This window comes from Bosea vaviloviae (assembly GCF_001741865.1).
GTDB lineage: Bacteria > Pseudomonadota > Alphaproteobacteria > Rhizobiales > Beijerinckiaceae > Allobosea > Allobosea vaviloviae.
This window is the reverse complement of sequence record NZ_CP017147.1, coordinates 4715949-4739720: the sequence shown is the minus strand read 5'-3', so window position 1 is coordinate 4739720 and position 23772 is coordinate 4715949. Positions and strand designations below refer to the sequence as shown.

The 23772-nt window shown below is 65.1% G+C and carries 18 protein-coding genes and 1 tRNA gene; 11 read left to right on the top strand and 8 right to left on the bottom strand.

Annotated elements, in window-relative coordinates; all coding sequences use genetic code 11:
* Positions 1-31: 31 nt before the first annotated feature.
* From BHK69_RS21750 to BHK69_RS31635, 6 genes are all read left to right on the top strand, one after another.
* Complete coding sequence (locus BHK69_RS21750; protein ID WP_069691919.1) at positions 32-1219, top strand: polysaccharide pyruvyl transferase family protein; 1188 nt, start codon at positions 32-34, stop codon at positions 1217-1219.
* On the top strand, positions 1216-2403 hold the full coding sequence (locus BHK69_RS21745; RefSeq protein ID WP_083269603.1) for a hypothetical protein: 1188 nt from the start codon (positions 1216-1218) through the stop codon (positions 2401-2403). The genes BHK69_RS21750 and BHK69_RS21745 overlap by 4 nt, the downstream gene beginning before the upstream one ends.
* Positions 2400-3860 carry a polysaccharide pyruvyl transferase family protein gene (locus BHK69_RS21740; protein WP_069691918.1) on the top strand — a complete coding sequence of 487 codons (1461 nt, stop codon included), beginning with the start codon at positions 2400-2402 and terminating at the stop codon, positions 3858-3860. The genes BHK69_RS21745 and BHK69_RS21740 overlap by 4 nt, the downstream gene beginning before the upstream one ends.
* 104 nt (positions 3861-3964) lie before the next feature.
* Positions 3965-5002: a GSCFA domain-containing protein gene (locus BHK69_RS21735; RefSeq protein ID WP_069691917.1), complete on the top strand. Its 1038-nt coding sequence runs from the start codon at positions 3965-3967 to the stop codon at positions 5000-5002.
* Between the two features lie 280 nt (positions 5003-5282).
* A complete protein-coding gene (locus BHK69_RS21730; RefSeq protein WP_069691916.1) occupies positions 5283-5558 on the top strand; it encodes an antitoxin in 276 nt (91 codons plus the stop codon).
* A 729-nt stretch (positions 5559-6287) separates the two neighbouring features.
* On the top strand, positions 6288-6614 hold the full coding sequence (locus tag BHK69_RS31635) for a PIN domain-containing protein (RefSeq protein WP_083269602.1): 327 nt from the start codon (positions 6288-6290) through the stop codon (positions 6612-6614).
* A gap of 113 nt (positions 6615-6727) precedes the next feature.
* Here the strand turns inward: BHK69_RS31635 and BHK69_RS21720 are convergent, their stop codons facing one another.
* Both BHK69_RS21720 and BHK69_RS21715 read right to left on the bottom strand, forming a co-directional pair.
* A complete protein-coding gene (locus BHK69_RS21720; RefSeq protein WP_083269601.1) occupies positions 6728-7696 on the bottom strand; it encodes a lysozyme inhibitor LprI family protein in 969 nt (322 codons plus the stop codon).
* 479 nt (positions 7697-8175) lie between these two features.
* Positions 8176-8249, bottom strand: a tRNA-Gln gene (locus BHK69_RS21715).
* A 615-nt stretch (positions 8250-8864) separates the two neighbouring features.
* On the opposite strand from BHK69_RS21715, the gene BHK69_RS21710 reads away from it, so the two are divergent.
* The 5 genes from BHK69_RS21710 (at position 8865) to BHK69_RS21690 (ending at position 15616) form a co-directional block, all read left to right on the top strand.
* Positions 8865-10607 (top strand): ABC transporter ATP-binding protein, encoded by a 1743-nt coding sequence (locus BHK69_RS21710; protein WP_069691913.1) that lies wholly within the window; start codon positions 8865-8867, stop codon positions 10605-10607.
* 221 nt (positions 10608-10828) lie between these two features.
* The gene (locus BHK69_RS21705; RefSeq protein ID WP_069691912.1) at positions 10829-12046 is read left to right on the top strand and encodes an ABC transporter substrate-binding protein; all 1218 of its coding nucleotides are present in this window, start codon (positions 10829-10831) and stop codon (positions 12044-12046) included.
* Between the two features lie 171 nt (positions 12047-12217).
* Positions 12218-14104, top strand: coding sequence for an ABC transporter permease (locus BHK69_RS21700; RefSeq protein WP_069693867.1), 1887 nt, complete (start codon positions 12218-12220; stop codon positions 14102-14104).
* Positions 14101-14904: an ABC transporter ATP-binding protein gene (locus tag BHK69_RS21695; RefSeq protein WP_069691911.1), complete on the top strand. Its 804-nt coding sequence runs from the start codon at positions 14101-14103 to the stop codon at positions 14902-14904. Before BHK69_RS21700 ends, BHK69_RS21695 begins: the two co-directional genes overlap by 4 nt.
* A 1-nt stretch (position 14905) precedes the next feature.
* Positions 14906-15616 (top strand): ABC transporter ATP-binding protein, encoded by a 711-nt coding sequence (locus BHK69_RS21690; RefSeq protein ID WP_244548273.1) that lies wholly within the window; start codon positions 14906-14908, stop codon positions 15614-15616.
* A 144-nt stretch (positions 15617-15760) separates the two neighbouring features.
* Here the strand turns inward: BHK69_RS21690 and BHK69_RS21685 are convergent, their stop codons facing one another.
* The 6 genes from BHK69_RS21685 to BHK69_RS21660 form a co-directional block, all read right to left on the bottom strand.
* Positions 15761-16630: a UPF0280 family protein gene (locus BHK69_RS21685; RefSeq protein ID WP_148663533.1), complete on the bottom strand. Its 870-nt coding sequence runs from the start codon at positions 16628-16630 to the stop codon at positions 15761-15763.
* 503 nt (positions 16631-17133) lie between these two features.
* On the bottom strand, positions 17134-18579 hold the full coding sequence (locus tag BHK69_RS21680; RefSeq protein WP_244548546.1) for a 6-hydroxynicotinate reductase: 1446 nt from the start codon (positions 18577-18579) through the stop codon (positions 17134-17136).
* A gap of 83 nt (positions 18580-18662) precedes the next feature.
* Complete coding sequence (locus BHK69_RS21675; protein WP_244548272.1) at positions 18663-21494, bottom strand: molybdopterin-dependent oxidoreductase; 2832 nt, start codon at positions 21492-21494, stop codon at positions 18663-18665.
* Complete coding sequence (locus BHK69_RS21670) at positions 21491-22366, bottom strand: FAD binding domain-containing protein (protein ID WP_069691908.1); 876 nt, start codon at positions 22364-22366, stop codon at positions 21491-21493. Before BHK69_RS21670 ends, BHK69_RS21675 begins: the two co-directional genes overlap by 4 nt.
* A gap of 29 nt (positions 22367-22395) precedes the next feature.
* Complete coding sequence (locus BHK69_RS21665; protein ID WP_069691907.1) at positions 22396-22710, bottom strand: 2Fe-2S iron-sulfur cluster-binding protein; 315 nt, start codon at positions 22708-22710, stop codon at positions 22396-22398.
* Positions 22710-23753 (bottom strand): NAD(P)/FAD-dependent oxidoreductase, encoded by a 1044-nt coding sequence (locus BHK69_RS21660; protein ID WP_069693864.1) that lies wholly within the window; start codon positions 23751-23753, stop codon positions 22710-22712. The genes BHK69_RS21665 and BHK69_RS21660 overlap by 1 nt, the downstream gene beginning before the upstream one ends.
* Between the last annotated feature and the right edge of the window lie 19 nt (positions 23754-23772).

Genomic DNA, 23772 nt, shown 5'->3' with positions numbered 1-23772 from the left:
GCCAAGCGGACATAAAAAGGGAAAAGCAAAGATGGCCCGCATCCTCGTTATCAGCCCATCCGGGGAGGTTTACGACCACGATAATGTGCGCTGGTACGACCACAGTCAGCTCGCCAGCCACATCAACCACTATCACAACATCGGCGACGCCTTCGTCTTCGATTCCTCGCTCAAGCTGTTGAACTTCGAGCAGCTCGACGCGTTGCCGATCAGCCATGTCGACCCGGCGGCGATCGACCGCCTGAACGCCGAATACGACTACGTCTTCCTGCGCGGTTCCAACTATGTCCATGCCGAAATGGACTGGGAACGGACGGTCGATGTCCTGCGCCGGCTCAAGATCCCGGTGATCGCCTTCGGCATCGGCGCCCAAGCGCCCGTCAGCGGCAAGCTCGAGCTGAGCCAGGATACCAAGACCGTGCTGCGATTGATCGCGGATTCCACCGCCTCGCTTGGCGTGCGCGGCACCTATTCCGCCGAGGTGCTCAATGAGCTCGGCATCAAGAACGTCCGCATCATCGGCTGCCCGACGGCGTTCCGCGCCAACAACCCCAATCTCGCGATCCGGCTGCCGGCGCTCGACCAGGTCAAGACGGTCGGGGTGACGATGCGGCGCGAGGTCTCCAGGGACTATGCCCAGGACATCCAGCGCTACCTCACCTTCCATCGTGATCTGGTGAAGACGATGGCGGGCCGCTTCGACGTGACCCTGATGGCCCAGGGCGAGGTCGAGGAGAAGAAGCTCGCGCTCGGCACGCCCGAGCAGAAGGAGGAGGCGATCGCCGCTCTGCGGGAAAATGGCTGGGCGAATGAATGGTTCCTCGATGAGGAGATGGAGCGGCTCTACCGCAGCCGGATGTTCTATTCCGACGTGGTCGCCGAGTATGAGCAGCTCGTGCGCGGGCTCGACCTCGTGCTGGGCTACCGCCTGCACGGCAATCTGATGGCGCTCGCCAATGGCACGCCGTCGATCTACTTCACCTATGACAGCCGGACCGTCGAATTCGCGGAAACCTTCAAGATCCCGAGCTTCGACGTCTTCTCCGGGCAGGAGTTCCGCCTGGAGGAGTATTGGGAGCAGGCGCGCTTCGACCGCTTCAACGCCAACTACACCCAGGTCTATGGCGCGATGCGCGACTTCCTGGTCGAGAACCGCGTCGACAACAAGATGCTCGGGCAGCCGGCTGCGACCGGCGAGCCGGAGCGCAAGGTCGCATGATGAGGCGATGTCGCGCCGAGCTTGCGGGTCCGCTGGCGGCACTGCTGCTGCTTGCGGCGCCCTCCGCCTTGTTCGCCCAAGTGCCGGGCTACCGCGTCGAGATCGTACCCGGCGCGCAGGAGGAGATCGTCTTCGACTGGGCCCGTCAGCGCTGCGAGCAATGGGATATCCCGGACGCGCCGCTGCGAGCCTATCGTGACGACCGCGGCGAGGTCGTCGCATTTGCCAGCCACCATCGCAGCCGCGCCATGATCGGCCGCGGGCTCGATCGGGTCGCCTCGTCCTGCGCCATTTCCTTCCAGGCCAAGCGCAGCGCCAACCCCAGCGATTTCAGCGATTTCAGCTGGATCGGCGCGACCTGGACCGGCAATGGCCGCGACGTCTTCGCGCTGATGCATGACGAGTATCACGCCAATGAGCATCCCGGCGCCTGTCGCTTCAAGGAGGCGATGAGCTGCTGGTACAATGTCGTGACCGCGGCGCGTTCGCGCGACGGCGGGCGCAGCTTCGCTCCCGATCAGCCGCCGACGGTGGTCGCGGCCCCGACCTTTCGGCAGGATGTCGGGCAGGGGCGCCATCGCGGCTTCTTCAACCCCTCCAACATCGTCCAGCGTGACGGCGCCTGGTACGCGCTGATCGCGACGACGGGCGGCGAGGGGCAGAAGCCCGGCGTCTGCCTGTTCCGGACGACGACGATCGAGGATGCGACCAGCTGGCGGGCCTTCGACGGCGCGGATTTCACCTTGCGCGCGGTCGATCCCTATCGCGGCGACCTGTCGCAGGCAAAACCCTGCCAGCCCCTCAAGGAATTGCCGACGACAGTCGGCTCGGTGACGCGGCACGAGGCCAGCGGGCGCTGGCTCGCGATCTTCCATCTCGGCCCCGACCCGGCCAAGGGCGTCGTCGGCGGGCGCGTCGCCTATAGCTGGTCGAGCGACCTGCTGAAGTGGACGCCACTGCAGACGCTCACCACGCATCCAACGATGTGGAGCAAGGATTGTAGCGACCAGCAGCGCTACGCCTATGGCGCGATCGCCGACCCGGCCTCGCCCTCACGCAATTTCGAAACGACCGGCGACGAGGCCTTCCTGTTCATGACGAAGCTACATGTCAAAGACTGCAAGATCGGGCCGGATCGCGATCTCGTCCGGATCAAGGTCCGGATCGTGAAGGAGACACAATGAACGCGCCCGTCCTCAACCTCGCCACCGCCAGCTCGACAGGGCAGGCCGTGAAGATCCTGCGCGCAACGACGAACGAGATCGTCGTCTCGGCCTCCCGCCGGCCGGAGGGCGGCTGGCCGGATTTGCGCCTTCTGCTCGATGGGCAGGACTACGCCACGATTCATCCAGGCTCCCTGGTCCCCGGCGATGCGACTGTTGCCGAGCTCACCATACCGCTGCCGCGCCTGCCCGACGGGCGCCCGCATTCGGTCGCGGTCATGGATGCGGCGACGGGAGCGCTCGCCCCTGGCTCGTATCTGAGGCCTGTCGCGACCACGAAGGCGCTCAGGGCGCTGGTGATCTATCCGGCCGGTGAGGTCTATGACCATGACAAGGTGCGCTGGTATCGCGCGCCGATGGAGAAGCTGCTCTCCGACTATTTCAACATCGGCGACATGATCGTCTACGACTCGACGCTGAAGCTCCTGCGCTACGCGCATCTCGAGCCGATGAAGATCATGAACCCGACCGAGGCCGATATCGAGCGCTACGCCAGCGAGTTCGACTATGTCTTCGTGCGCGGCTCGAACTTCATCCATGAGAAGATGGAGTGGTTCCGCGCCGTCGAGGTGCTGGAGCGCGTCAAGCTGCCGGTCTATGCCATCGGCGTCGGCGCGCAGGCGAGCCTGAACCGCGCGATCGAGCTCTCCGAGGGCTCGAAGCGGTTCTGGAGCATCGTCGGGGATCGCTGCGCCGCCATCGGCGTGCGCGGCGCCTTCAGCGCCGAGACGCTGCGGCATAACGGCGTCAAGAATGTCGAGGTCGTCGGCTGCCCCTCGATCTTCCGCACGCGTAACCGCGACCTCGCCATCAAGATTCCCGACCAGCGCGAGATCCGCAAGGTCGCCTTCAGCCTGCGCCGCGAGTTCGACAGCAGCTACACGGCCAATCCCGAGACCTATATCCGCAACCAGCGCCAGGCTCTGCTCAAGGTCGACAGCCAGAGCGACATGGTGATGTCCTCGCATGGCGAGCAGGAGGAGAAGGCCTTCTTCCTGCGCGACGATGCCGCCAAGGCCAAGGCCGTCGCCGAGTTCGTCCATTCCGGCTGGTGGGATGGGCCCGACGATGCGCGCATGCGCGAGATCTACGAGAAGAAGCTGTTCAGCTTCTTCGATGTCGAGCGCTACGACGAATTCGCTGCTGGCCTCGACCTCGCGGTCGGCTACCGCGTCCATGGCGTCCTGCCGGCCGTGGCGCATGGCGTGCCCGGCGTGCTCGTTGCCTATGACACGCGCAGCCAGGAACTGGCCGAGACGCTGAAGATCCCGGTCGTGCCGGAAGCGGCGCTGGCGGAGGGCGGCTGGCGCGCCGTCTACCAGGAGGCAGCGCTGAACGCGCTCTCTAAATCCTATGCCCAGTCCTATGACCGCATGCGGAATTTCCTGGCGACGAACGGCGTGCCGCACCGGATGTGAGCAGGCAGGGCGCCGGCTCGCGCCGGCGGCCCTGCCGATCAGTTTTTTTCTAGAGGGGGTCCGCGGCGGCGACGCCGGCGGCCAGTAGCGGCAGGAGCATACCGATGAAGATCGAATACGACGCAGGTACCGCGCTCTCGATCATGCGCGGCAACCCGGTTCGCGGCTGGACCTCGGGCAAGGCCGAGCGGATGGCGAAATCCCGGCTGACCACCGGCGATTTCGTCCAGATCGAGCACAAGCCGAAATTCCAGATCGATCCGTCCTGGCCGATCTTCACCATGGGCTCCTGCTTCGCGCGCGAGGTCGAGAATGTCCTGATGATGCGCGGCCTGTCGCTGGTCACCAGGGGCCATGGCGTGCCGGCCGAGCATTTCGAGACCTGGGATGCGACGACCGGGCGCGGCGGCGGGGCCGCCGGCGGTGAGTTGAGCCGGGGTGCGCTGAACAAATACTCCGTGCGCTCGATGACGCATGAACTGAAGCGCGTGCTGCTCGATGAGAGCTACCCGCATGACGGCCTGATCGAGCTCGCGCCGGACCAGTGGTTCGATCCGCATGCGAGTGGCCTGCGCCTGCTCGACCGCGAGACCGCCTTCGCCAACCGCCAGCGCTTGAGCGCCGCGACCGCGACGATCAAGCAGGCACGCATCTGCTTCTTCACCCTGGGCCTGACCGAGACCTGGCTCGATGCGGAGACGGGGCTTGCAATGAACGCCCATCCCGGGCCGGCTTGGCTCGCGCGCATGCCGGAGCGCTTCCGCTTCATCGATTACGGCTATGAGGCGACGCTTGCCGACATGCTGCAGATCATTTCGATGATCCGCGAGCATTGCCATCCCGAGATGCGCTTCGTCGTCACCGTCTCGCCGGTGCCGCTGGGCGCGACCTTTAAGGACGCCGACGTCATCGTCGCCAATAGCGGCTCGAAATCGGTGCTGCGGGCAGTCGCCGAAGAGCTCTTCCGGCGCTTCGACTTCGTCGACTACTTCCCGAGCTACGAGATCGTGCTCAACTCGCCACGCGCGCTCGCCTTCCAGGAAGACCAGCTCCATGTCGCGCGCGACATGGTCTCCTGCGTGATGAGCCATTTCGAGCGCAGCTATCTCAGCGGCGAGGCGGCGCGCTCGGAAGCGGCTTAATTAGACTCGGAACCACCGCCGTCATCCTGGGCTTCGCGCAGCGAAGTCCCGGGATCCATCGTAAAGCGCTGAGTCCTACGATGGATCCCGGAGCTGCGCCGCTTGCGCGGCTTGTCCAGGATGACGGCGCGGTTATGTGCGAGCCGATTGACGAAGGTAACTTACCTCGTCGTTAGGATCATCGCATCCGCTGGAAAGGCCTGCCGGCGATGCCCAAAGAGTCGACCGAAGCACTCGCGATTTGATATCTATCTCGGGTAGATGTCGAAGGAAGCGCGCGATGCCGACGGCAGCCGAAAAACCCACTGCGAAGCTGTTCATGCATGGCCGCGGCCAGGCTGTGCGCCTGCCCAAGGAGTTCCGCTTCGAGGGCAAGGAGGTTCGCGTCAGCAAGGTCGGCGATAAGGTCATCCTGGAGCCGATGAAGAAGCCGCCGGTCGACCTCGACCGGTTCTGGGCCGAGCTCAACGCGATGGGCGCCAAGGACTTCCTGCCCGAGGGCATCCCGGAGGATGCGCCTGTTGAGCCCGATCCGCGCGTGTTCTTCGACGGATGATCTGCCTCGACACCAATATCGTTCTCTGGATCGTCAGCGGCTGCAGCTCAGCGCCACCGGATCGGCTAGTGGTGAAAGTCTGATGCTTGGTACCCAACGGAGACAGCCGCTATAGGGTGGGAAGCTGACCTTAACCGGCGCGATATAAGGCGGTGTAGCGCCACCGTGAAGTCAGGTACGGGCAAACGACGGTCTTACTTATCGCCGCGCTCGTTATGTTCGCCATCTTTACGTTCTGGCTCGCTCATAAATCAGGTCAGTGGCAAAGTTGGTTGTGCATGCGACGAATGAAGCCTCGCTCAGCAGTCGGCTACTAATGTCTATCGCAGTTGTCGGCTGTCTTGGGTTTTGGTGGTTTATCTCTAGGCGCTAGTTCAAGAGATACCGTCGGGGATCCAAGTCGGCCTGCCAGCTCGATGTGTTGAGCCCGAAGTGGGTCGAAAGCGGGATTTGCCGTAGCAGCATCTGCGTGCGCTTAGTGAGATCAAAAGGCCAGCAGGGCGCCATTGAGGGTACGCTAATGAAGCAATTCGTCGAAGCACTGGGTAATGAATATAAGGCCACCGCTCGCTTCTTCATGTCGAAACGGGGCGTGGCTTTGGCGCTGCTCATGTTAGCGGCCAGCATCGTAATAAAATACGGCCTCCCATAGTCTTCCAGCCCGGTCAGGAAAGGGGTGTCTCCTGCATTCGCGGCGGGTACCAAGCGTCAGATTTTCACCGCTAGCAGCTGCGCGCCGGCACGCCGATCGCGCTGCCGGTCGTCGCGCTCTACGAGCTGCGCTACGGCTTCGCCAAGAGCGAGCGGCGCGAGCAGGCGGAACAGCTCCTGGAGAAGTTCCTCAGCCTCGGCATCGCCGTTCTTCCCTTTGAGGAGGACGATGCCGCCCATGCCGGCGACATCCGCGCCGCGCTGGAAATGAGCGGCATGCCGATCGGGCCCTATGACTACCTCATCGCCGCCCAGGCCCGTCGCCACGGCGCCGCGCTGGTGACCTTGAACAAGAAGGAATTCGAACGCGTGCCGGGACTGATGGTGATGGATTGGGCGGTATGAATTTGGCGGTCCCCTGCGAGGTCTGCGCCGAAGGCCTTGGGGGGGCCGGATGGCTGGGTGCTGGTCCCCTTGGCCAAAGTGGCCTTGATCAATCCCGCCTATCATTGCTCGGCTTAAACGTTGCCTTCTTCCAATTCTGACCACCATTTCACCCGTTCCAAGCGGGACTTAGTTAAGTCGGTCAAGGAGTTAGCGTACACCATCGGCCCCATGGACCCTCCGGGTACGAGAGCGGCGTGAAGGTTTGCTTCCTTCACCGCGAACTCCTTCCATGCGGCCTGTGCTTCGTCAAAGTCATCGGGATCAACGTTTCCGGACGCTTTAGCTCTTATGATTTCAGCGGCGAGCTGTTGTTCAGCCTCGACGAGGAGCTCCGCTCTACGAGAGTTTAGGCCTGATTGGGTCCGGGGCTGTGGCCCGTGTAGGCGGAAGGAGATGACTTCATCACAAGCAGCAACATAGGTCGCCGCCGCGCTCAACAGCTCCGGAAGCTCCTCTTGTGTGTAAATCGGCTCTCTCCCAGCCTCATGGGCCAGCTTGTGGCGTATCTCAAATAGGCGGTTCAGGCTGCTAAATAGCCGTTCGAAATCACGAATGATCGGCGTCTGCTCGTCGGGCGTCTGCTCATCGGCACTCGGGCTTTTAGCCTCGACTAAGGCTCGCTTAAATCCGCCCCCGCAAACAGTGTCGAAATGCCGGACTAAATCCCAATGTGAACTAATGGGCACTTCGTGCGCGATCAGATCGCCAACTGTCACTGTGCGTTTTTGCAAAGCGCTCGTAATCAGGTGATCTAGCTTTATTTTGTCAGAAAGCTTTGCAGCGTTTTCGAGGTATGGTGAGCCATGGTCTATTATTTCTTTTAGCCTCACTCTTATGAAAACTTCGATGTTAGCGACGGCTCGCAAAGCAAAAACGTCAAAAAGAAGCGAACGTTCAGCGGGAATTTTTTCTTTGCTTAGTTCTGCGCAGAGCACGAGTAACTCCACCAACGCCGCGTAAGATTCGTGTTGATAGTGAGAGCGGCCCATTCGGGCTTGCCACTCGGCGATACGCCTCAGGCGTTCCTTAGTTTCTGCCATGCTCTTGCCCGTGCCCCCGGCCGCCCATTTTGGCCCATGATGTCATCCGGCCCGACGTGTGGAAAGCTCGGCGCGGCGACATCACAGAATGGAATCCATAACCCCGGATCCCAGAGGTGCTGTGGGCGGTCGACCGCATTGGTGACAAGGACTGCTTACGTATGTGAACGAAGCCGTCGTTCGTCGCGTAGCGAAATATGTATATGCAACGTGAGACGCACAACTCTCGTATGTGACTCGCGAGATGGGACGAGAATGCCAACCCTCTTTCGGTCGGCGTTCGGCCAACGCCCGTCTCAGTAAGAACCAGCAGGAAGCAGATCAACGGACGTTGCGAGAAGTTCAGTCGACAGCCTGAACACGCGAGAAAGAAGCGGTGCTGCTGGGCTACGAAAATGAGCTACCGCTGGGCTACCAGAGCGATTTCCGACGCCGATGAACTATTGATTTTATTTCACTTTAGAGAGCCACTAGCGAAGTGGCTGGGGGACTAGGATTCGAACCTAGACAACCAGAGTCAGAGTCTGGGGTCCTACCGTTAGACGATCCCCCAACGGCGCGGTGCGTTCGCGTTGGTGAGCCGGGGTCTAATCAAACCGAGCCCGGATGGCAAGTGCAGAATGCGAGCTTGTGGACGATCCGTCCCGACGACGGATTAAGGAGGCCTTTGCGCAGCCGAACGCGCTGCACGCAGCCCCAAAAGAAAAAAGGGCTACGCCGAAGCGCAGCCCGAAGTCTAGGGAGGAAACGCCCAAGGAGGGCGACACAGCATCTCTGCTGCGGTGCACAAGAGATAGGGCTTCTTTTGGACCCGCACAAGGGGAAAGGGACAGCATGGCTGTCCCTAATTTAATCGTCCTGCCCATAAATGCGCCGTTTTGTCATATTTGGCGGGACTGGTCGCTAAAGAGGCAGTTTGAATGGGCAAAAAGATCGCTTGGAAACTCCAGCCCTCATCCTGAGGAGCCGCGAAGCGGCGTCTCGAAGGATGCGCCAGATGGTTCCAGAGCCTCCTGAAACATCCTTCGAGACGCCATTCCAAAAGGAATGGCTCCTCAGGATGAGGGCTCAGGAAATGTCCAAACAGCCTCTAGGCCCCTCGTTCCGGCATGCCGGTCGCCCATGAAAAACCGGGCACAAGCCGGGCGCAAACTGCTATGAGAGCGCCATGCTACGCGCCTTCCTGACCTATTATCGCCCGCATCGGACGCTGTTCGTCGTCGATTTCGGCTGCGCCGTGATCTCCGGCCTGCTCGAACTCTGCTTTCCGCTGGCGGTGAGGGGGTTCGTCGACATTCTGCTGCCGCGCGGCGACTGGCCCTTGATTCTCATGGCCGGGGCGGGGCTCCTGCTGATCTACACGGTCAATTCCGGTTTGATGGCGATCGTGACCTATTGGGGCCACCGGCTCGGCATCAATATCGAGACCGAGATGCGCCGGCAGGCCTTCGACCATCTGCAAAAACTCTCCTTCCGCTTCTATGACGAGCAGAAGACCGGCCATCTCGTCGCCCGTGTCACCAAGGATCTGGAGGAGATCGGCGAGGTTGCCCATCACGGGCCGGAAGATCTGTTCATCGCGGTGATGACCTTTTTGGGCGCCTTCGTGCTGATGGCCTATATCCATGTCGAGCTGGCCTTGATGACGGCGCTGGTGGTGCCGCTCGCCGGCTTCATCGTGGCGCGCTATGGCGGGCGCATGACCCGCAACTGGCAGGCGCAATATGGCCGCGTCGGTGCGTTCAATGCCCGGCTCGAGGAGAATATCGGCGGCATCCGCGTGGTGCAGGCTTTTGCCAACGAGGCACATGAGCGCGCGCTCTTCGCCGGGGACAACCAGCTCTACCGTGCCACCAAGCTCGACGCCTATCGCATCATGGCGGCGAGCCAGGCGCTGAACTATCTCGGCATGCGGCTGGTGCAGCTCGCGGTGATGCTGGCAGGCACCTGGTATGTCGTGCAGGGCTCGCTGACGATCGGCGGCTTCGTCGGCTTCCTCTTGCTGGTCGGCGTATTCTACCGCCCGCTCGACAAGATCGCCGCCGTGATCGAGACCTATCCCAAGGGCATCGCCGGTTTCCGGCGCTATCAGGAGCTGCTCGCGACGCAGCCCGATATCGAGGACAAGCCGGGCGCGATCGCGCCCGTCGCGCTCGAGGGCGATATCCGCTTCACCAGCGTCGGCTTCGGCTATGCCAAGGGCCGGCCCGTGCTGGCGGGCGTCGATCTCACTATTGCGCCTGGCGAGACTGTCGCCTTCGTCGGCCCGTCCGGCGCCGGCAAGACGACCTTGCTCTCGCTCTTGCCGCGCTTCTACGAGGTCGATTCCGGCGCCATCAGCATCGACGGCATCGACATCCGCGAGATGACGCTGGCCGGCCTGCGGCGGCAGATCGGCATCGTGCAGCAGGATGTCTTCCTGTTCGCGGGTACGATCCGCGAGAACATCGCCTATGGCCGGCTCGACGCCACCGAGGCCGAGATCACCGAGGCTGCGCGCCGCGCCAGGCTCGACGCGATGATCGCCGATCTGCCCGCCGGGCTCGACACCGTGGTCGGCGAGCGCGGCGTCAAGCTCTCGGGCGGGCAGAAGCAGCGCCTCGCGATCGCCCGCATCTTCCTCAAGAACCCGCCGATCCTGATCCTGGACGAGGCGACCTCGGCGCTCGACACCGAGACCGAACAGGCGATCCAGGCCTCGCTCAGCGAGCTGGCGCGCGGCCGCACGACATTGGTCATCGCGCATCGGCTCGCCACCATCCGCCATGCCCACCGCATCGTGGTGGTGACGGAGGACGGCATCGCCGAGCAGGGCAGGCATGAGGATCTCGTGCACGCCGGCGGCCCCTACCAGGCCTTGCACGAGGCGCAGGTCTCGCCGCTGCGCCTGTCGCTCGGCGCGGCAGAGTGAAGCTCAGCCGGAGCGGCCTGTCCGGAGCGTAAACGGCGCCTTGAATCCTGCCTTCGGCTTGCGCAGAGGCTGATGTTTTTTAGGCGTTGACAAGCGATTTAGGGCTCTTCAAATTCATAGGTATACAAATGATTATGCCGGCTGACGCAGCGGCGCCGGCATGCGACATCTGTCAATGAGCATCGGGGCGTTTCGCCACCGGGCCAGAACGGGGAACAGCGATGACGATCGACCGTCGGTCACTTCTAGCCGGCGCCTCCGCCGGCGCTGCCTTGATCGCTGCGCCGGCCCTGGTGCGGGCACAAGGGGCAGGGCCCATCAAGGTGGGCGAGATCAACAGCTACACGGCGCAACCCGCCTTCCTGAAGCCCTATCGCCAGGGCTGGGAGCTGGCGCTGGAGCAGATCAATGCGGCAGGCGGCGCGCTCGGGCGCAAGATCGAGACGATCTTCCGCGACGATGGCGGCAAGCCGGAAGACGCGGTGCGCCATGCCGGCGACCTGATCAATGCCGAGAAGGTCGATCTGCTCTCGGGCGGCTTCCTCTCCAATGTCGGGCTCGCGATCGCCGACTTCGCCGCCCAGAACAAGCGGCTCTATGTCGCTTCCGAGCCGCTCTCGGATGCGGTCGTCTGGGCCAAGGGCAACCGCTACACCTTCCGCCTGCGCCCCTCGACCTATATGCAGGCGGCGATGCTGGTCGAGGAAGCCGCCAAGCTTCCCGCAAAGAAATGGGCGCTGGTCGCGCCGAACTACGAGTACGGCCAATCCGGCGTGAAGTGGTTCAAGGAGCTGCTGAAGAAGGCCAAGCCCGATGTCGAGTTCGTCGCCGAGCAGTTCCCGGCGCTCGGCCGCATCGATGCGGGTGCGACCGTGCAGGCGCTGGAGGCCTCCAAGCCCGACGCGATCTTCAACGTCACCTTCGGCGCCGATCTCTCGAACTTCGTCCGCCAGGGCAATACGCGCGGATTGTTCGAGGGCAGGGCGGTCGTCTCGATGCTGACCGGCGAGCCTGAATATCTCGATCCGCTCGGTGCGGAAGCGCCTGTTGGCTGGATCGTCACCGGCTATCCCCATGCCGACATCCAGACGCCGGAGCACGTCAAGTTCCGCGACGCCTACAAGGCCAAGTTCAACGACTACCCGCGCCTCGGCTCGGTCGTCGGCTTCGACACGATGAACTCGATCGCGGCGGCGCTCACCAAGGCGGGCTCGACCGACACCGAGAAGCTGGTCGATGCTATGAAAGGCCTGAAATTCGCCTCCGCCTTCGGTCAGGCCGAATATCGCGCTATCGACCATCAGTCGACGCTGGGCGCGTTTGTCGGCAAGACCGCGCTCAAGGACGGCAAGGGTGTGATGGTCGATTGGCGCTATGCCGACGGCGCGAAATACCTGCCGAGCGATGCCGAGGTGAAGCTGCTGCGCCCGGCGGGGTAGTGACATTTCCCGCTCGCACTTGAACCTCCGTCATTCCGGACAAGCGGCGTAAGCCGCGCAGATCCGGAATCCATCGACGGGCTCGACGGTGCTCTATGATGGATTCCGGGTCGCAGCTTCGCCGCGCCCGGAATGACGGCAGAGCTTTGGCCCCAAGGCGGTTCCCTCATGATCGACCTCATCCTCACCCAGACGCTGAACGGGCTGGCCTCGGCCTCCTCGCTCTTTCTCGTTGCGTCGGGGCTGTCGATCATCTTCGGCGTCACGCGCATCGTGAATTTCGCGCATGGCTCGCTCTATATGCTGGGCGCCTATCTCGCCTGGACGCTGGTGAGCTACTTCGGCGCGGCGGAGCCATTCGGCTTCTGGGGCGGCGTGCTGCTCGCGGCGCTGCTCGTCGGGCTCCTCGGCGTCGTGATCGAGGTCTTGGTGCTGCGCCGAATCTACCAGGCTCCGGAACTCTTCCAATTGCTCGCCACCTTCGGCGTCGTGCTGATGCTGCAGGACCTGGCGCTTGCGACCTGGGGGCCGGAGGACAAGCTCGGGCCGCGCGCGCCCGGCCTCAAGAGCTTCGTCATCCTGTTCGACAACCGCTTCCCGACTTATGAGCTCTTCCTGATCGCGGTCGGGCCGCTGGTGCTGCTCATCCTCTGGCTGCTGTTCCAGAAGACGCGCTGGGGCACGCTGGTACGGGCTGCGACGCAGGACCGCGAGATGGTCGGAGCGCTCGGCGTCAACCAGCGCCTGCTCTTCACCTCGGTCTTTGCCTTCGGCTCGATGCTGGCAGGCCTTGGCGGCGCGCTGCAGCTCCCGCGCGAGGCGGTCAACCTGCATATGGACCTGTCGATGATCTCGGAGGTCTTCGTGGTCGTGGTCGTCGGCGGCCTGGGCAGCGTGACGGGGGCCTATCTCGCCGCCGTGCTGATCGGCATCCTGCACGCCTTCGGCATCCTGATCTTCCCCAAGATCACGCTGGTGCTGGTCTTCCTGGTGATGGCGGTGGTCCTGGTGGTCAAGCCCTATGGTTTGATGGGCAAGGCGCCGATCGGCGGGGCGCGCGGCCATGGCCCGGCCGAGCCGCTGCTGCTGCCGGCCGACAAGCTGACCAGGCTTGCCGGCCTGATCGCGCTCCTGCTGCTCGTGCTCGCGCCACTGGTCGCGCCAGACCATATCCTGCTGACGCTGACCGAGCTGGTGATCTTCGCGCTCTTCGCGGCCTCGCTGCATTTCATGATGGGCCCCGGCGGCATGGCGTCCTTCGGCCACGCCGCCTATTTCGGGCTCGGCGCCTATGGCGCGGCGCTGGCGGTGAAATGGTTGGGCGCTTCGATGGAGCCCGCCCTGATCTTCGCGCCCTTCCTGGCAGGCATCGCCGGCGTTGTCTTCGGCTGGTTCTGCGTGCGCCTCTCGGGCGTCTATCTCGCCATGCTGACGCTCGCCTTCGCGCAGATCGCCTGGGCGACCGCCTTCCAATGGGTCGAGCTGACCGGTGGCGACAACGGCATTCTCGGCGTCTGGCCCTCGGCCTGGGCCGTCTCGAAGCTGAATTTCTACTACCTTACGCTCGGCGTCTGCGTGCTCTCGATCCTCGCCTTGCGCCTGACGATCTTCTCACCGCTCGGCTATGCCTTGCGGGCCGGGCGCGACAACCCGCTGCGGGCCGAGGCCATCGGCCTCGACGTGATGCGCATCCAATGGGTCGCCTTCGCGGTCGCGGCCTTTGCAGCGGGCATCGCGGGCGCGCTCTTCGCCTTCTTCAAGGGCTCGGTCTTCCCGACCTATATGGCGATCCCGCGCTCGGTCGATGCGCTGCTGATGGTGCTGCTCGGTGGCGTGCAGACTGTGGCGGGCCCGGTCATCGGCGCCTTCGCCTATGCGGGCCTCAGCGAGCAGTTGATGAAGGCGACGATGTATTGGCGCTTTGGGCTCGGGCTCTCGATCGTGCTGCTCGTCATCCTGTTCCCGCGTGGGCTGGTCGGTGCGTCGCTGCTGCTGCGCGAGCGCTGGACGAGGCAGCCCGAGCCTGCCGCCCGGCTGGCAGTGGAGGGCGGACGATGAACGCGGTCCCGCAGCTCCAGGCGATCCCCGCCGTGGCGCCCGACCCGGTCCTGGTCGTGCGCGATCTGCAGAAATCCTTCGGCGGCGTGCGCGCGGTCGACGGCGTCTCCTTCTCCGTCCAGGCCGGCACGATGCTGGCGCTGATCGGCCCCAACGGTGCGGGCAAGACGACCTGCTTCAACATGCTCAACGGCCAGCTCAGGCCCGATGGCGGCGAGGTTTTGCTGGCAGGCAGGTCGATCACCGGCATGAAGCCGCGCGTGGTCTGGCGCATGGGCGTCGGTCGTACCTTCCAGATCACCGCGACCTTCACCTCGATGACCGTGCGCGAGAACGTCCAGATGGCGCTGATCTCCCATGCCGGCGGGATCTGGAGCCCGTTCGGGCGCGCCCGCGACCGCCATGCCGAGGCCGCCGACGCGCTGCTCGCCCAGGTCGGCATGCTGGAACAAGGGAGCCGAGCCTGCGGCGTGCTCGCCTATGGCGACCTCAAGCGCGTCGAGCTTGCGGTCGCGCTGGCCAACCAGCCGAAACTCCTGCTGATGGACGAGCCGACCGCCGGCATGGCGCCGCGCGAGCGCATCGCATTGATGGCGCTGACCGCCGATATCGCTGCCGCCAAGGGCATTGCCGTGCTTTTCACCGAGCACGACATGGATGTCGTCTTCACCCATTCCGACAGCGTCATCGTGCTCGATCGTGGCCGGCTGATCGCCCATGGCACGGCCGAGGAGGTCAGGCGCGACCCCAATGTCCGCGCCGTCTATCTCGGCTCCGGCGCGACCTCGGGAGGGCATTAAGGTGAGTGCGCTACTCGAAATCGTCGGTCTCGACGCCTATTACGGCCGTGCTTATATCCTGCAGGGCCTCGGCTTCACGATGAACCGCGGCGAGGTGCTGGCGCTGATGGGCCGCAACGGCGCCGGAAAATCGACCACGATGAAGGCGATCATGGGCCTGGTGCCCCCAGCCGGCGGCACCGTGACCTTCGAGGGGCGGGCGGTTCAGGGGCGCGAGCCCTTCGAGATCGCGCGGCTCGGCATCGGCTATGTGCCGGAGGACCGGCGCGTCTTCTCCGAACTCAGCGTGATGGAGAACCTTTCGGTCGCGCAGCGTCCGGCGCGCTCTGACGCGCCGCACTGGACGCCGGAGCGGCTGTTTGCGCTCTTCCCCAATCTCGGCCGCATGCGCGACCGGCCGGGCGGGGCGATGTCGGGTGGCGAGCAACAGATGCTGACGATCGCGCGGACCCTGATGGGCAACCCCAAGCTCGTGCTGCTGGACGAACCGTCCGAGGGGCTGGCGCCGGTCATCATCGAGGAGATGGCCAAGACCATCCTGGCCCTGAAGGCTGAAGGGCTTTCGGTGCTGATCTCGGAGCAGAACCTGCACTTCGCCGGCAATGTCGCTGACCGCGCCGCGATCATCGAGAAGGGCATGATCCGCTTCACCGGCACGATGGATGAATTGAAGGCCAACGAGGCGGTCAGGACGCAGTATCTGTCGGTGTGAGCGCCAACGTGCCTAACACCCTCGCGTCATCCTGGGCGACCGAAGGTCGTCCCGGGATCCATCGGAGGGCCAATCCTTTGACGAGTCTGGCCCTACGATGGATCCCGGCGCTCCGCTTCGCTACGGCCAGGATGACGTCGCGATTTATCCGGAGGTGGTCAGGCTGGTCGCCCCACCCACGCTGCGCCACTCATCGGCCAGTGCCAGCAGGGCTCCCTCGATCAGCCCCTCGGACAGCAGCAGTTGCGCAACCCTGACGCCGTTCTCCAGCGCCGTCGCCACTGCCGTTGGTGATAACGGCCCCACTTCAACCGTCACCGCCAACCCCCTGAGATCGTTGTCGGGATCGAGTTCACGCGCCGGCCGGCGGAGGATTGCCGCGTCCTTCACATCGACGGCATTGGCGATGACGGTCGCGGCTGCGTCGGCCTCGGCCGCCGAGCGCGCCAGCACGGTGACGGCGTCGGCGATGCCGAGCGAGAAGGAGCGCCCGCGCCAGCCGCTGGTTGCGATACCTCGCGCGTGGCTTGCCGGATCGAGCCGCAGGAAACCCTCCGGCCGGGCGCGGGCAAGCGAGGGCACGACGCCGATGTCGAGCGGGTAACCGGGCGTGACGTGCAGCGCGATATCGCCGCCATTATTGACATAGGCGCGCTCGAGCCGGGGTTCGGCTGCGAGCATCGCGCTGAGGACCGTATCCGCCACTGCGCCGGCGACCGCCGCCATCGGCGTGATGTATTGCGACCGGAAAGCCCAGCAGGCGCGCGCCATGCGTTGCGCCGTCGCGCCCTTCAGGGAGGGCGGCTGATGGTCGAGCGGTTGGCGCAGCAGGCGCAATTCGCCGGCGAGTTCGGTCAAAAGCCCATCGAAACGCGCCTCGGCCGCGACATAGGCCCGCTCGATTCGCGGCTTGGGACCGAAGGCCGCGATGACGAGATCGCTCGGCCCCTCCTGCAGATGCAGCCGGTTGCCGGGCAGGCGGGCGATGCGATGGGTTTTCAATGAGGGGCGCATGGTGACTTCATATGGAAACACCATGTCATTCCGGACAAGCCGCGAAGCGGCGCCGATCCGGAATCCATGCTGGAGCGCGTCATGGTCGGGCTTGACCCACTGCTGTCCGGTTGGAGTTCTGACCCCTGAGCGGATCATGCACGGCTCTCCCCTCGCGGGCGAAGGTGACGCGAAGTGCTGGATGAAGGGCGCGGGGAACCCTTCTCCCGGATGGGAGAAGGGCAGGGATGAGGGCCTGCCGCCGATTATTGAGGCGCGACCGTGCCGCAGCACTGGCTTCATCCTGAAAGCACAGGAGACGATGCGGAGCCGCTTGCGCGATCTGGTTATCTGGCCTGCCCTCACCCCTGCCCCTCTCCCACACGGGAGAGGGGTTCCCCGCGCCTGTCTCATTCGTCACCGCCCGCTGGAAAGCCTTCAATGAACGGTGCTCTTCGATCGGGCGCTTGCAGCGAACCGGATAGTCGTGGGCTTGATATGACGGTGCGTGGGCGATCGAGCCGCTACCCCACATCCCGCCGGAGCGGCCAGGGATTCTCCGCCACCGCGTTCTCGATCCGCGCCTGCCCGCCATGGGCGCGCAAAATCTCTTCCATCGGGACGATCTCGTCGGCATGCCCGCCCGAGGCGAGATAGAGTTCGCGCGACAGGGTGAATTCGATCGGCGCGACGATTGCCGGCGTCGGCACATAGCCAAAGGCGTTTTTGGGCATGCGCAGCACATCGACCATCACGGTGATGCCGCCGCCGGGCCAGACATAGACCGGCGCGCCGCCCATCGTGACCCGCGTCGTGCCTGATTGAACCGAGCGCGTCAGCAGCACGGGATTCTCAGTCACACCCGCCCGCAAGCTGCCGCCGGCGCCGGCCATGAAGGTGACGGTGCAGAGCGAGGGCTCGCAATTCTCGCCGATGCGCTCGACGACCTGCCGCACGGCCGCCGGCATCTCGGCTTCGACGGGCAGCAGGTTCTCGTCGAGCACGCAATAAAGCGAATCCTCGCCGGTGGTCGATGTCATCAAGAGGCGCATGCCGGGCCAGGCGAGGCCTGCATCGATCTTCTGGATGATCGAGAGCGGTTCGGTGATGTCGGTGCCGCCCCAGCCGAGGCCGGGCTGGGCGACCTGGAAATAGCGACCAGGCGTCGATTTCCGCCCGCGCACGCGAATCCCGGCGGGTTTCATGTCGAGCACGCGGCCGGCCTGATGCTCGGTCAGCACGCCGGTGATGTGATCGTCGACGACGATGACCTCGTCGACATGGCCCTGCCACTGCTTGGCGAAGATGCCGATGGTGGCCGAGCCGCAGCCGACACGCATGCGCGTCTCCGGTTTGCCGTCGACGATCGGAGCGTGGCCGGCCTGCACGATCACGCCATGGCCGCCATCGATGGTCAGTTCCACTGCCTCGCCATTGCTGAGCTTCAGCATCGCCTCGCAGGTGGCGTTGCCTTCCTTCTTGGAACCGCCGGTGAGATGGCGCACGCCGCCGAGCGAAAGCATCTGCGAGCCGTACTCGGCCGTGGTGACATGGCCGATCTGCTCGCCATTGGCGCGTACGGCAGCGGTCTCCGGGCCGAGATGGCGGTCGGTGTCGATCTTCACCTTGACGCCGCAATACGAAAAAATGCCCTCGGTCACGACCGTGACGGTGTCGACCCCCTCATGCTGCGAGGAGACGATGAAGGGGGCGGGCTTGTAGTCGGGATAGGTCGTGCCCGAGCCGATGCCGGTGACGAAGGCGCGGTTCGCCGGCAAAATCTTGCCGTCCCAATCCTCGGCGTTTTCGGCAAAGGGCACGACAGGGCCGCCGACCTCGACGGCCTCGGCCAGCAGCACGACCGGATCGGTGCGCACCAGCAGCCCGTTGTCATTGGCGTAGCGCGAGCAGGCGCCGGAGCGGCCGGGGCGAATGCGACACAGGACCGGGCAGGCGTCGCAGCGGACGATGCCTTCATTGCCCTCTGACGCGCCGAATTTGCGCGAGCGCTCGGCGAGCGCCGCATCCGCTGCGGGAACGGGGTTGAGTTCGTTCACGGCTGAGTCTCCTCGCCAATATCCTTGTCGCCCATATCCGTGTCGCCAATATCTTTGGCCCGCAGCAATTCCCACAACCGATGCGGCAGCACCGGGACCTGCCGGGGCGTCACGCCGGTGGCGTGGCGGATCGCGCCGAGGATCGCCGGCGCGGTCGGCACCAAAGCCGGCTCGCCGATGCCCTTGGCTCCGGAGGGGCCGAGCGGCTCGGCATCCTCGACCAGGATGATGTCGATCGGCGGTACGTCGCCGGCGGTCGGGATCAGGTAATCGTGCAAATTCTCGGTGCGGCCGGGCAGGTATTCCTCCAGCAGCGCCAGCCCGATGCCCTGGGCGATGCCGCCATGGATCTGGCCCTCGACCAGCATCGGGTTGATCGCGCGGCCGACATCATGGGCCGCGACGATGCGGTTGAGCTTGACCGTGCCGAGATCGAGATCGACGTCGAGCGAGGCGATCTGCGCCGCAAAACCATAGGTGGCGTAGGGGATGCCCTGGCCTTTCTCGTCCAAGGGCACGGTCGGCGGGTCGAAGCTCCCGATGCCCTCCAGAACGATGCCATCGGCCTTGGCGGGGAGGGCGGCGAGGTCGATGCGCGCGATGACGCCGTTCTCCTCGACCAGCAGCTGCGTGCCCGCGAGCGTCAGGGTCGCGCTCGGGCCGGCATTGGTCAGGCGCAGGATCTCGCTGCGCAACGCGGCGGCGGCAGCCTCCGAGGCGCGGCCGGAGACGAAGGTCTGGCGCGAGGCCGAGGTCTTGCCGGCGTCGAAGGTCAGATACGTGTCGCCGATGACCAGCGTGAAGGCCTCGACCGGCAGGCCGAGCGCGTCGGCCGCGATCTGGGTCAGCACCGTGGTCGAGCCCTGGCCGATATCGACCGCGCCGTTCCAGAAGGTGAGCTGGCCCATGGTGTCGAGCGTGATCCGCATGGTCGAAGGGTTCGACATGCCGGTGTTGCCGATGCCGTACCACATGCAGCCGATGCCGACGCCGCGGCGCGTGCGGCCTTCGCTGGCATTGAAGGCCGCTGCATCCGCGAGCAGGGCCTGCCAGTGGGGTTTGAGCTTCTCCAGGCATTCGGCCAGGCCGGCGCTGGCCAGCAGGACCTGGCCGGTCGGTGTCGTATCGCCGGCGCGGATTGCGTTGATCAGGCGGAATTCCAGCCGGTCGAGGCCGGCAGCAGTGGCGAGATCGTCGAACAGGCTCTCCTGCGCGATCGCGGCCTGCGGCACGCCGAAGCCGCGAAAGGCGCCTGCCGGCGGGCCGTTGGTGTAGACCGCGCGCGACAGGTTGCAGACATTGGGCACCTTGTAGGGACCGGTCGCATGCACCGGCACGCGGCCCGCCACCGTCGGGCCCCAGGAGGAATAGGCGCCGGTGTCGAAATCGCCTTCCATGGCGAAGGCGACGAGGCGGCCGTCCGCATCGCAGGCAGCCCTGGCTTCGATCGAGGAGGGGTGGCGCTTGGTCGAGGAGATCATCGATTCGATGCGGCCGAAGACGCAACGCACCGGCCGGTCGAGGACCCAGGCCGCGACCGCCAGCATCGGCTGCAGCGAGACGTCGAGCTTGCCGCCGAAGCCGCCGCCGCAAGCCGAAGGGATGATGCGGACATCGTCGAGCTTCAGGCCGAGCACGCGGGCGACCTCGTCGCGGTCCATATAAGGCGCCTGGGTGCAGGCAAAAACCTCGATCGTGTCGTCGACGCGCCGGGCGTAACCAGCCTCGGGCTCGATATAGGCGTGCTCGACGAAGCCGGTCTCGAAGCTGCCGGTGGCGAGATGGGCGGCCTGCGCGAAGCCGGCTTCGACATCGCCGCGCTCGACGCGGCCGCGCGTCAGCACATTGTCGGGCGCGAAATCATGAAGGGTGAAGGCGCTCTCGCCCAGCGCCGCCTTGACGCCGACCATCGGCGGCAGCGCTTCCCAGGCAATCGGGAACTCGTCCAGCCTGATCGCCTCGACCGCATCCTTCTCGCCGACGATGGCGAGCACGCATTCGCCGCGATAGCGCGTTTCGCCAGTCGAGAAGACCGGCTGGTCCTTGAGATGCGGGTAGATGCCGAAGGAGTTCTCGCCCGGCACGTCCTTCGCGGTGAAGATGCGCACGAGGCCCGGGTGGCTTGCGACGAAGGCGTCGAGATCGCCCAGCGCGAAACGGGCGCGGGGATGGGGGCTGCGCACGGCGCGCAGCCAGAGCGCGTCGACCGGCGCGGCATCGGCGCCATAGACCTCCGTGCCGGCGACCTTGGGCTCTCCGTCAAGGCGGGTCATGCGCGCGCCGACCGACGCAGTGCTCGCGGCAGGCGCGATCGGAGCGGGCTCGATGAAAAGATGCGCGTCGCGCACGGCCTCGACGATCTTGAGATAGCCGGTGCAGCGGCAGAGCACGCCGCCGAGTGCATCCTGCGTCTCGGCCTCATTGGGCTGTGGGCTGCGCTTGAGCAGATCGTAGCCCGCCATCAGCATGCCGGGCGTGCAGATGCCGCATTGGGCCGCGCCATGCGCGTGGAACGCCTTCTGCAGGGCTGAGCCGAGCGCGTCCTGCGCCAGGCCTTCGACCGTGATGATCTCGCGGCCTTCCACCTGTCCGATCGGCGTCAGGCAGGCGCAGGCCTGTGCGCCGTCGATCAGCACCGTGCAGGCGCCGCAATCGCCGGCGTCGCAGCCGATCTTGGTGCCGGTGGCGCTGAGGCTCCCGCGCAGCGCTTCGCTCAACCGCGTGTCGGGCGCGTCGCCCAGATAGACGTTCGCGCCGTTGAGCCGGAAGGCGATGCCGTCGCTGGCCGGAGCCGAGGAGCTGAGGGTGGAGCGATCATGGACGTTCACGCGGCGACCTCCAGCGGCGAAGACAGCAAACCGGCGAGCGCGCGCCGCACCAGGACGAGCGCGGCGTCGCGGCGATAGGCGGCGCTGGCGCGGACATCGTCGATCGGCGACAGAGGCGCGAGATCGGCGGCGCTGAGGCTCTCGGCCAGCGCACGCGAGGACACTTGGTCGAGCAGCCGGGCTTCGAGCGCGCTCAATCGCTGCGGCGCGGCCGCGCAGGCTCCCACAGCGATCCGCAGCGAAGCGATGCGCCCTTGCGCATCCAGGGCGAGATTGATGGCGACGGAGGCGATCGAGATCACCAGATAGGCGCGCGCGCCGAGCTTTTTGAAAGTCGAGCGCGCTTCCGCCGGCTGTGCCGGCACGTGGATGGCAACCAGCAATTCATCAGGCGCAAGCGCGGTCTTGCGGTTCCCAAGCACGAATGAGGCGAGCGGCAGTCGTCGGCGTCCGCCAGGGCTCGCCAGCTCAACTTCGGCATCAAGCGCCAGCAGCGGCGGCACCCCGTCAGCGGCGGGCGAGGCGTTGCAGAGATTGCCGCCGATCGTAGCCCGGTTCTGGATCTGGACGCCGCCGACCTGCCGGCTTGCCTGTTTCAGGGCGTCGAAGGCGGGCGGGAGATCGGCCTGGGCGATGGCGCTCCATGTCGCCATCGCGCCGATACGGATGCCCTCTGGGGCGTGATCGATGCCGGCGAGCTCCGGGATGAGGCTGAGGTCGAGCAGATCGCGATTATGGGGCTCGAACCAGGCGGCGCGCTGGGTGCGGACGGGATAGACGTCGGTGCCGCCCGCCAGGATCGTCAGCGGGCCGTCGCCGGCTCTGAGCGCCAGAGCTTCATCGAGTGTCCGGGGGCGAAGATAGCGCGTCATGACCGTCTGCTCCTCGTCAGCGTGCTGTCTCAGTCCAGTTCCGGCGCCAGCACGACCGTCAGCCCGTCGAGCTCGGGTGAGAACAGGATCTGGCAGGCGAGGCGTGAGTTCGGGCGCACGTCGAAGGCCTCGTCGAGGCGCTCCAGCTCCTCCTCGCGCGGCGGATGCAATTTATCGACCCAGTCCGCCGCGACATAGACATGGCAGGTGGCGCAGGCGCAGGCTCCGCCGCATTCGGCTTTGATCGGCAGGCCCCAGTCGCGGATGATTTCCATCAATCGCCAGCCTTCGAGCGCCTCGAGTTCGCGCTGCTCGCCTTCGCGATCGGTGACGCGGACATGCATCACGCGACTCCGAGCTTTTTCTGGAGGGATGTCGATGAGGTCGTGTACTGGAAGGTCAGGCGCTTGTCGGGATAGACGTAGCGATGGACTTTCTGGGCGGCGAGCGCGGCCTCGTGGAAGCCCGACAGGATGAGCTTGAGCTTGCCGGGATAGGTGTTGATGTCGCCGATGGCGAAGATGCCCGGTGTGCTCGTCTCGAACTTCTCGGTATCGGCCGGGATCAGGTTCTCGTTGAGGTTCAAGCCCCAATCGGCGATCGGCCCGAGCTTCATGGTCAGACCGAAGAAGGGCAGGAGCGTATTGCAGGCGATCTCGAAGGTCTGGCCGTCACTGTCGCGGCAGATCGCAGCCTGGAGCGCCGTGCCTTCGCCCTTGAGGCCGGTGACCTGGCCGAGCTTCATATCCATCTGGCCCGATGCGACGAGCGCGCGCATCTGCTCGACCGAATGGGGCGCGGCGCGGAAATCGTCGCGGCGATGCATCAGCGTGACGCGCCTGGCGATCGGCTGCAGGTTGAGCGTCCAATCGAGAGCGGAATCGCCGCCGCCGACGATCAGGATGTCGCGGCCGCGGAAGGCCTCCATCTTGCGCACGGCATAGAACACCGAGTTGCCCTCATAGGCCTCGATGCCGGGGATCGGCGGCTTCTTGGGCTGGAACGAGCCGCCGCCGGCGGCGACGATGACGGTCTTGGTCTCGAACACCGTGCCGGCATCGGTGGTGACGCGGAAGCGCGGGGCGTCTGCCGTGCCGATCGGCTCCAGCGCCTCGATCATCTGGTTCAAGTGGAAGGTCGGGCCGAAGGGCCGGATCTGCTCGACGAGATTGTCGACGAGGCCCTGGCCAGTGACGATCGGGAAGCCGGGAATGTCGTAGATCGGCTTCTCCGGATAGAGCTCGGCGCATTGCCCGCCGACCTTGGGCAGGATGTCGACCAGATGCGCCTTGATGTCGAGCAAACCCAGCTCGAACACCGCAAACAACCCGCACGGACCCGCGCCGACTATCACGACATCCGTGGTGATGATGTTGTCGTTGGTCATCGCCGCGTCTCGGGTCATC

Excerpts from the sequence above, each read along its gene's own strand:
- BHK69_RS21750 (WP_069691919.1), top strand. The coding sequence starts at position 32 with ATGGCCCGCATCCTCGTTATCAGCCCATCCGGGGAGGTTTACGACCAC.
- BHK69_RS21745 (WP_083269603.1), top strand. The coding sequence starts at position 1,216 with ATGATGAGGCGATGTCGCGCCGAGCTTGCGGGTCCGCTGGCGGCACTG.
- BHK69_RS21740 (WP_069691918.1), top strand. The coding sequence starts at position 2,400 with ATGAACGCGCCCGTCCTCAACCTCGCCACCGCCAGCTCGACAGGGCAG.
- BHK69_RS21735 (WP_069691917.1), top strand. The coding sequence starts at position 3,965 with ATGAAGATCGAATACGACGCAGGTACCGCGCTCTCGATCATGCGCGGC.
- BHK69_RS21730 (WP_069691916.1), top strand. The coding sequence starts at position 5,283 with ATGCCGACGGCAGCCGAAAAACCCACTGCGAAGCTGTTCATGCATGGC.
- BHK69_RS21720 (WP_083269601.1), bottom strand. The coding sequence starts at position 7,696 with ATGGCAGAAACTAAGGAACGCCTGAGGCGTATCGCCGAGTGGCAAGCC.
- BHK69_RS21710 (WP_069691913.1), top strand. The coding sequence starts at position 8,865 with ATGCTACGCGCCTTCCTGACCTATTATCGCCCGCATCGGACGCTGTTC.
- BHK69_RS21705 (WP_069691912.1), top strand. The coding sequence starts at position 10,829 with ATGACGATCGACCGTCGGTCACTTCTAGCCGGCGCCTCCGCCGGCGCT.
- BHK69_RS21695 (WP_069691911.1), top strand. The coding sequence starts at position 14,101 with ATGAACGCGGTCCCGCAGCTCCAGGCGATCCCCGCCGTGGCGCCCGAC.
- BHK69_RS21685 (WP_148663533.1), bottom strand. The coding sequence starts at position 16,630 with ATGCGCCCCTCATTGAAAACCCATCGCATCGCCCGCCTGCCCGGCAAC.
- BHK69_RS21670 (WP_069691908.1), bottom strand. The coding sequence starts at position 22,366 with ATGACGCGCTATCTTCGCCCCCGGACACTCGATGAAGCTCTGGCGCTC.
- BHK69_RS21665 (WP_069691907.1), bottom strand. The coding sequence starts at position 22,710 with ATGCATGTCCGCGTCACCGATCGCGAAGGCGAGCAGCGCGAACTCGAG.
- BHK69_RS21660 (WP_069693864.1), bottom strand. The coding sequence starts at position 23,753 with ATGACCAACGACAACATCATCACCACGGATGTCGTGATAGTCGGCGCG.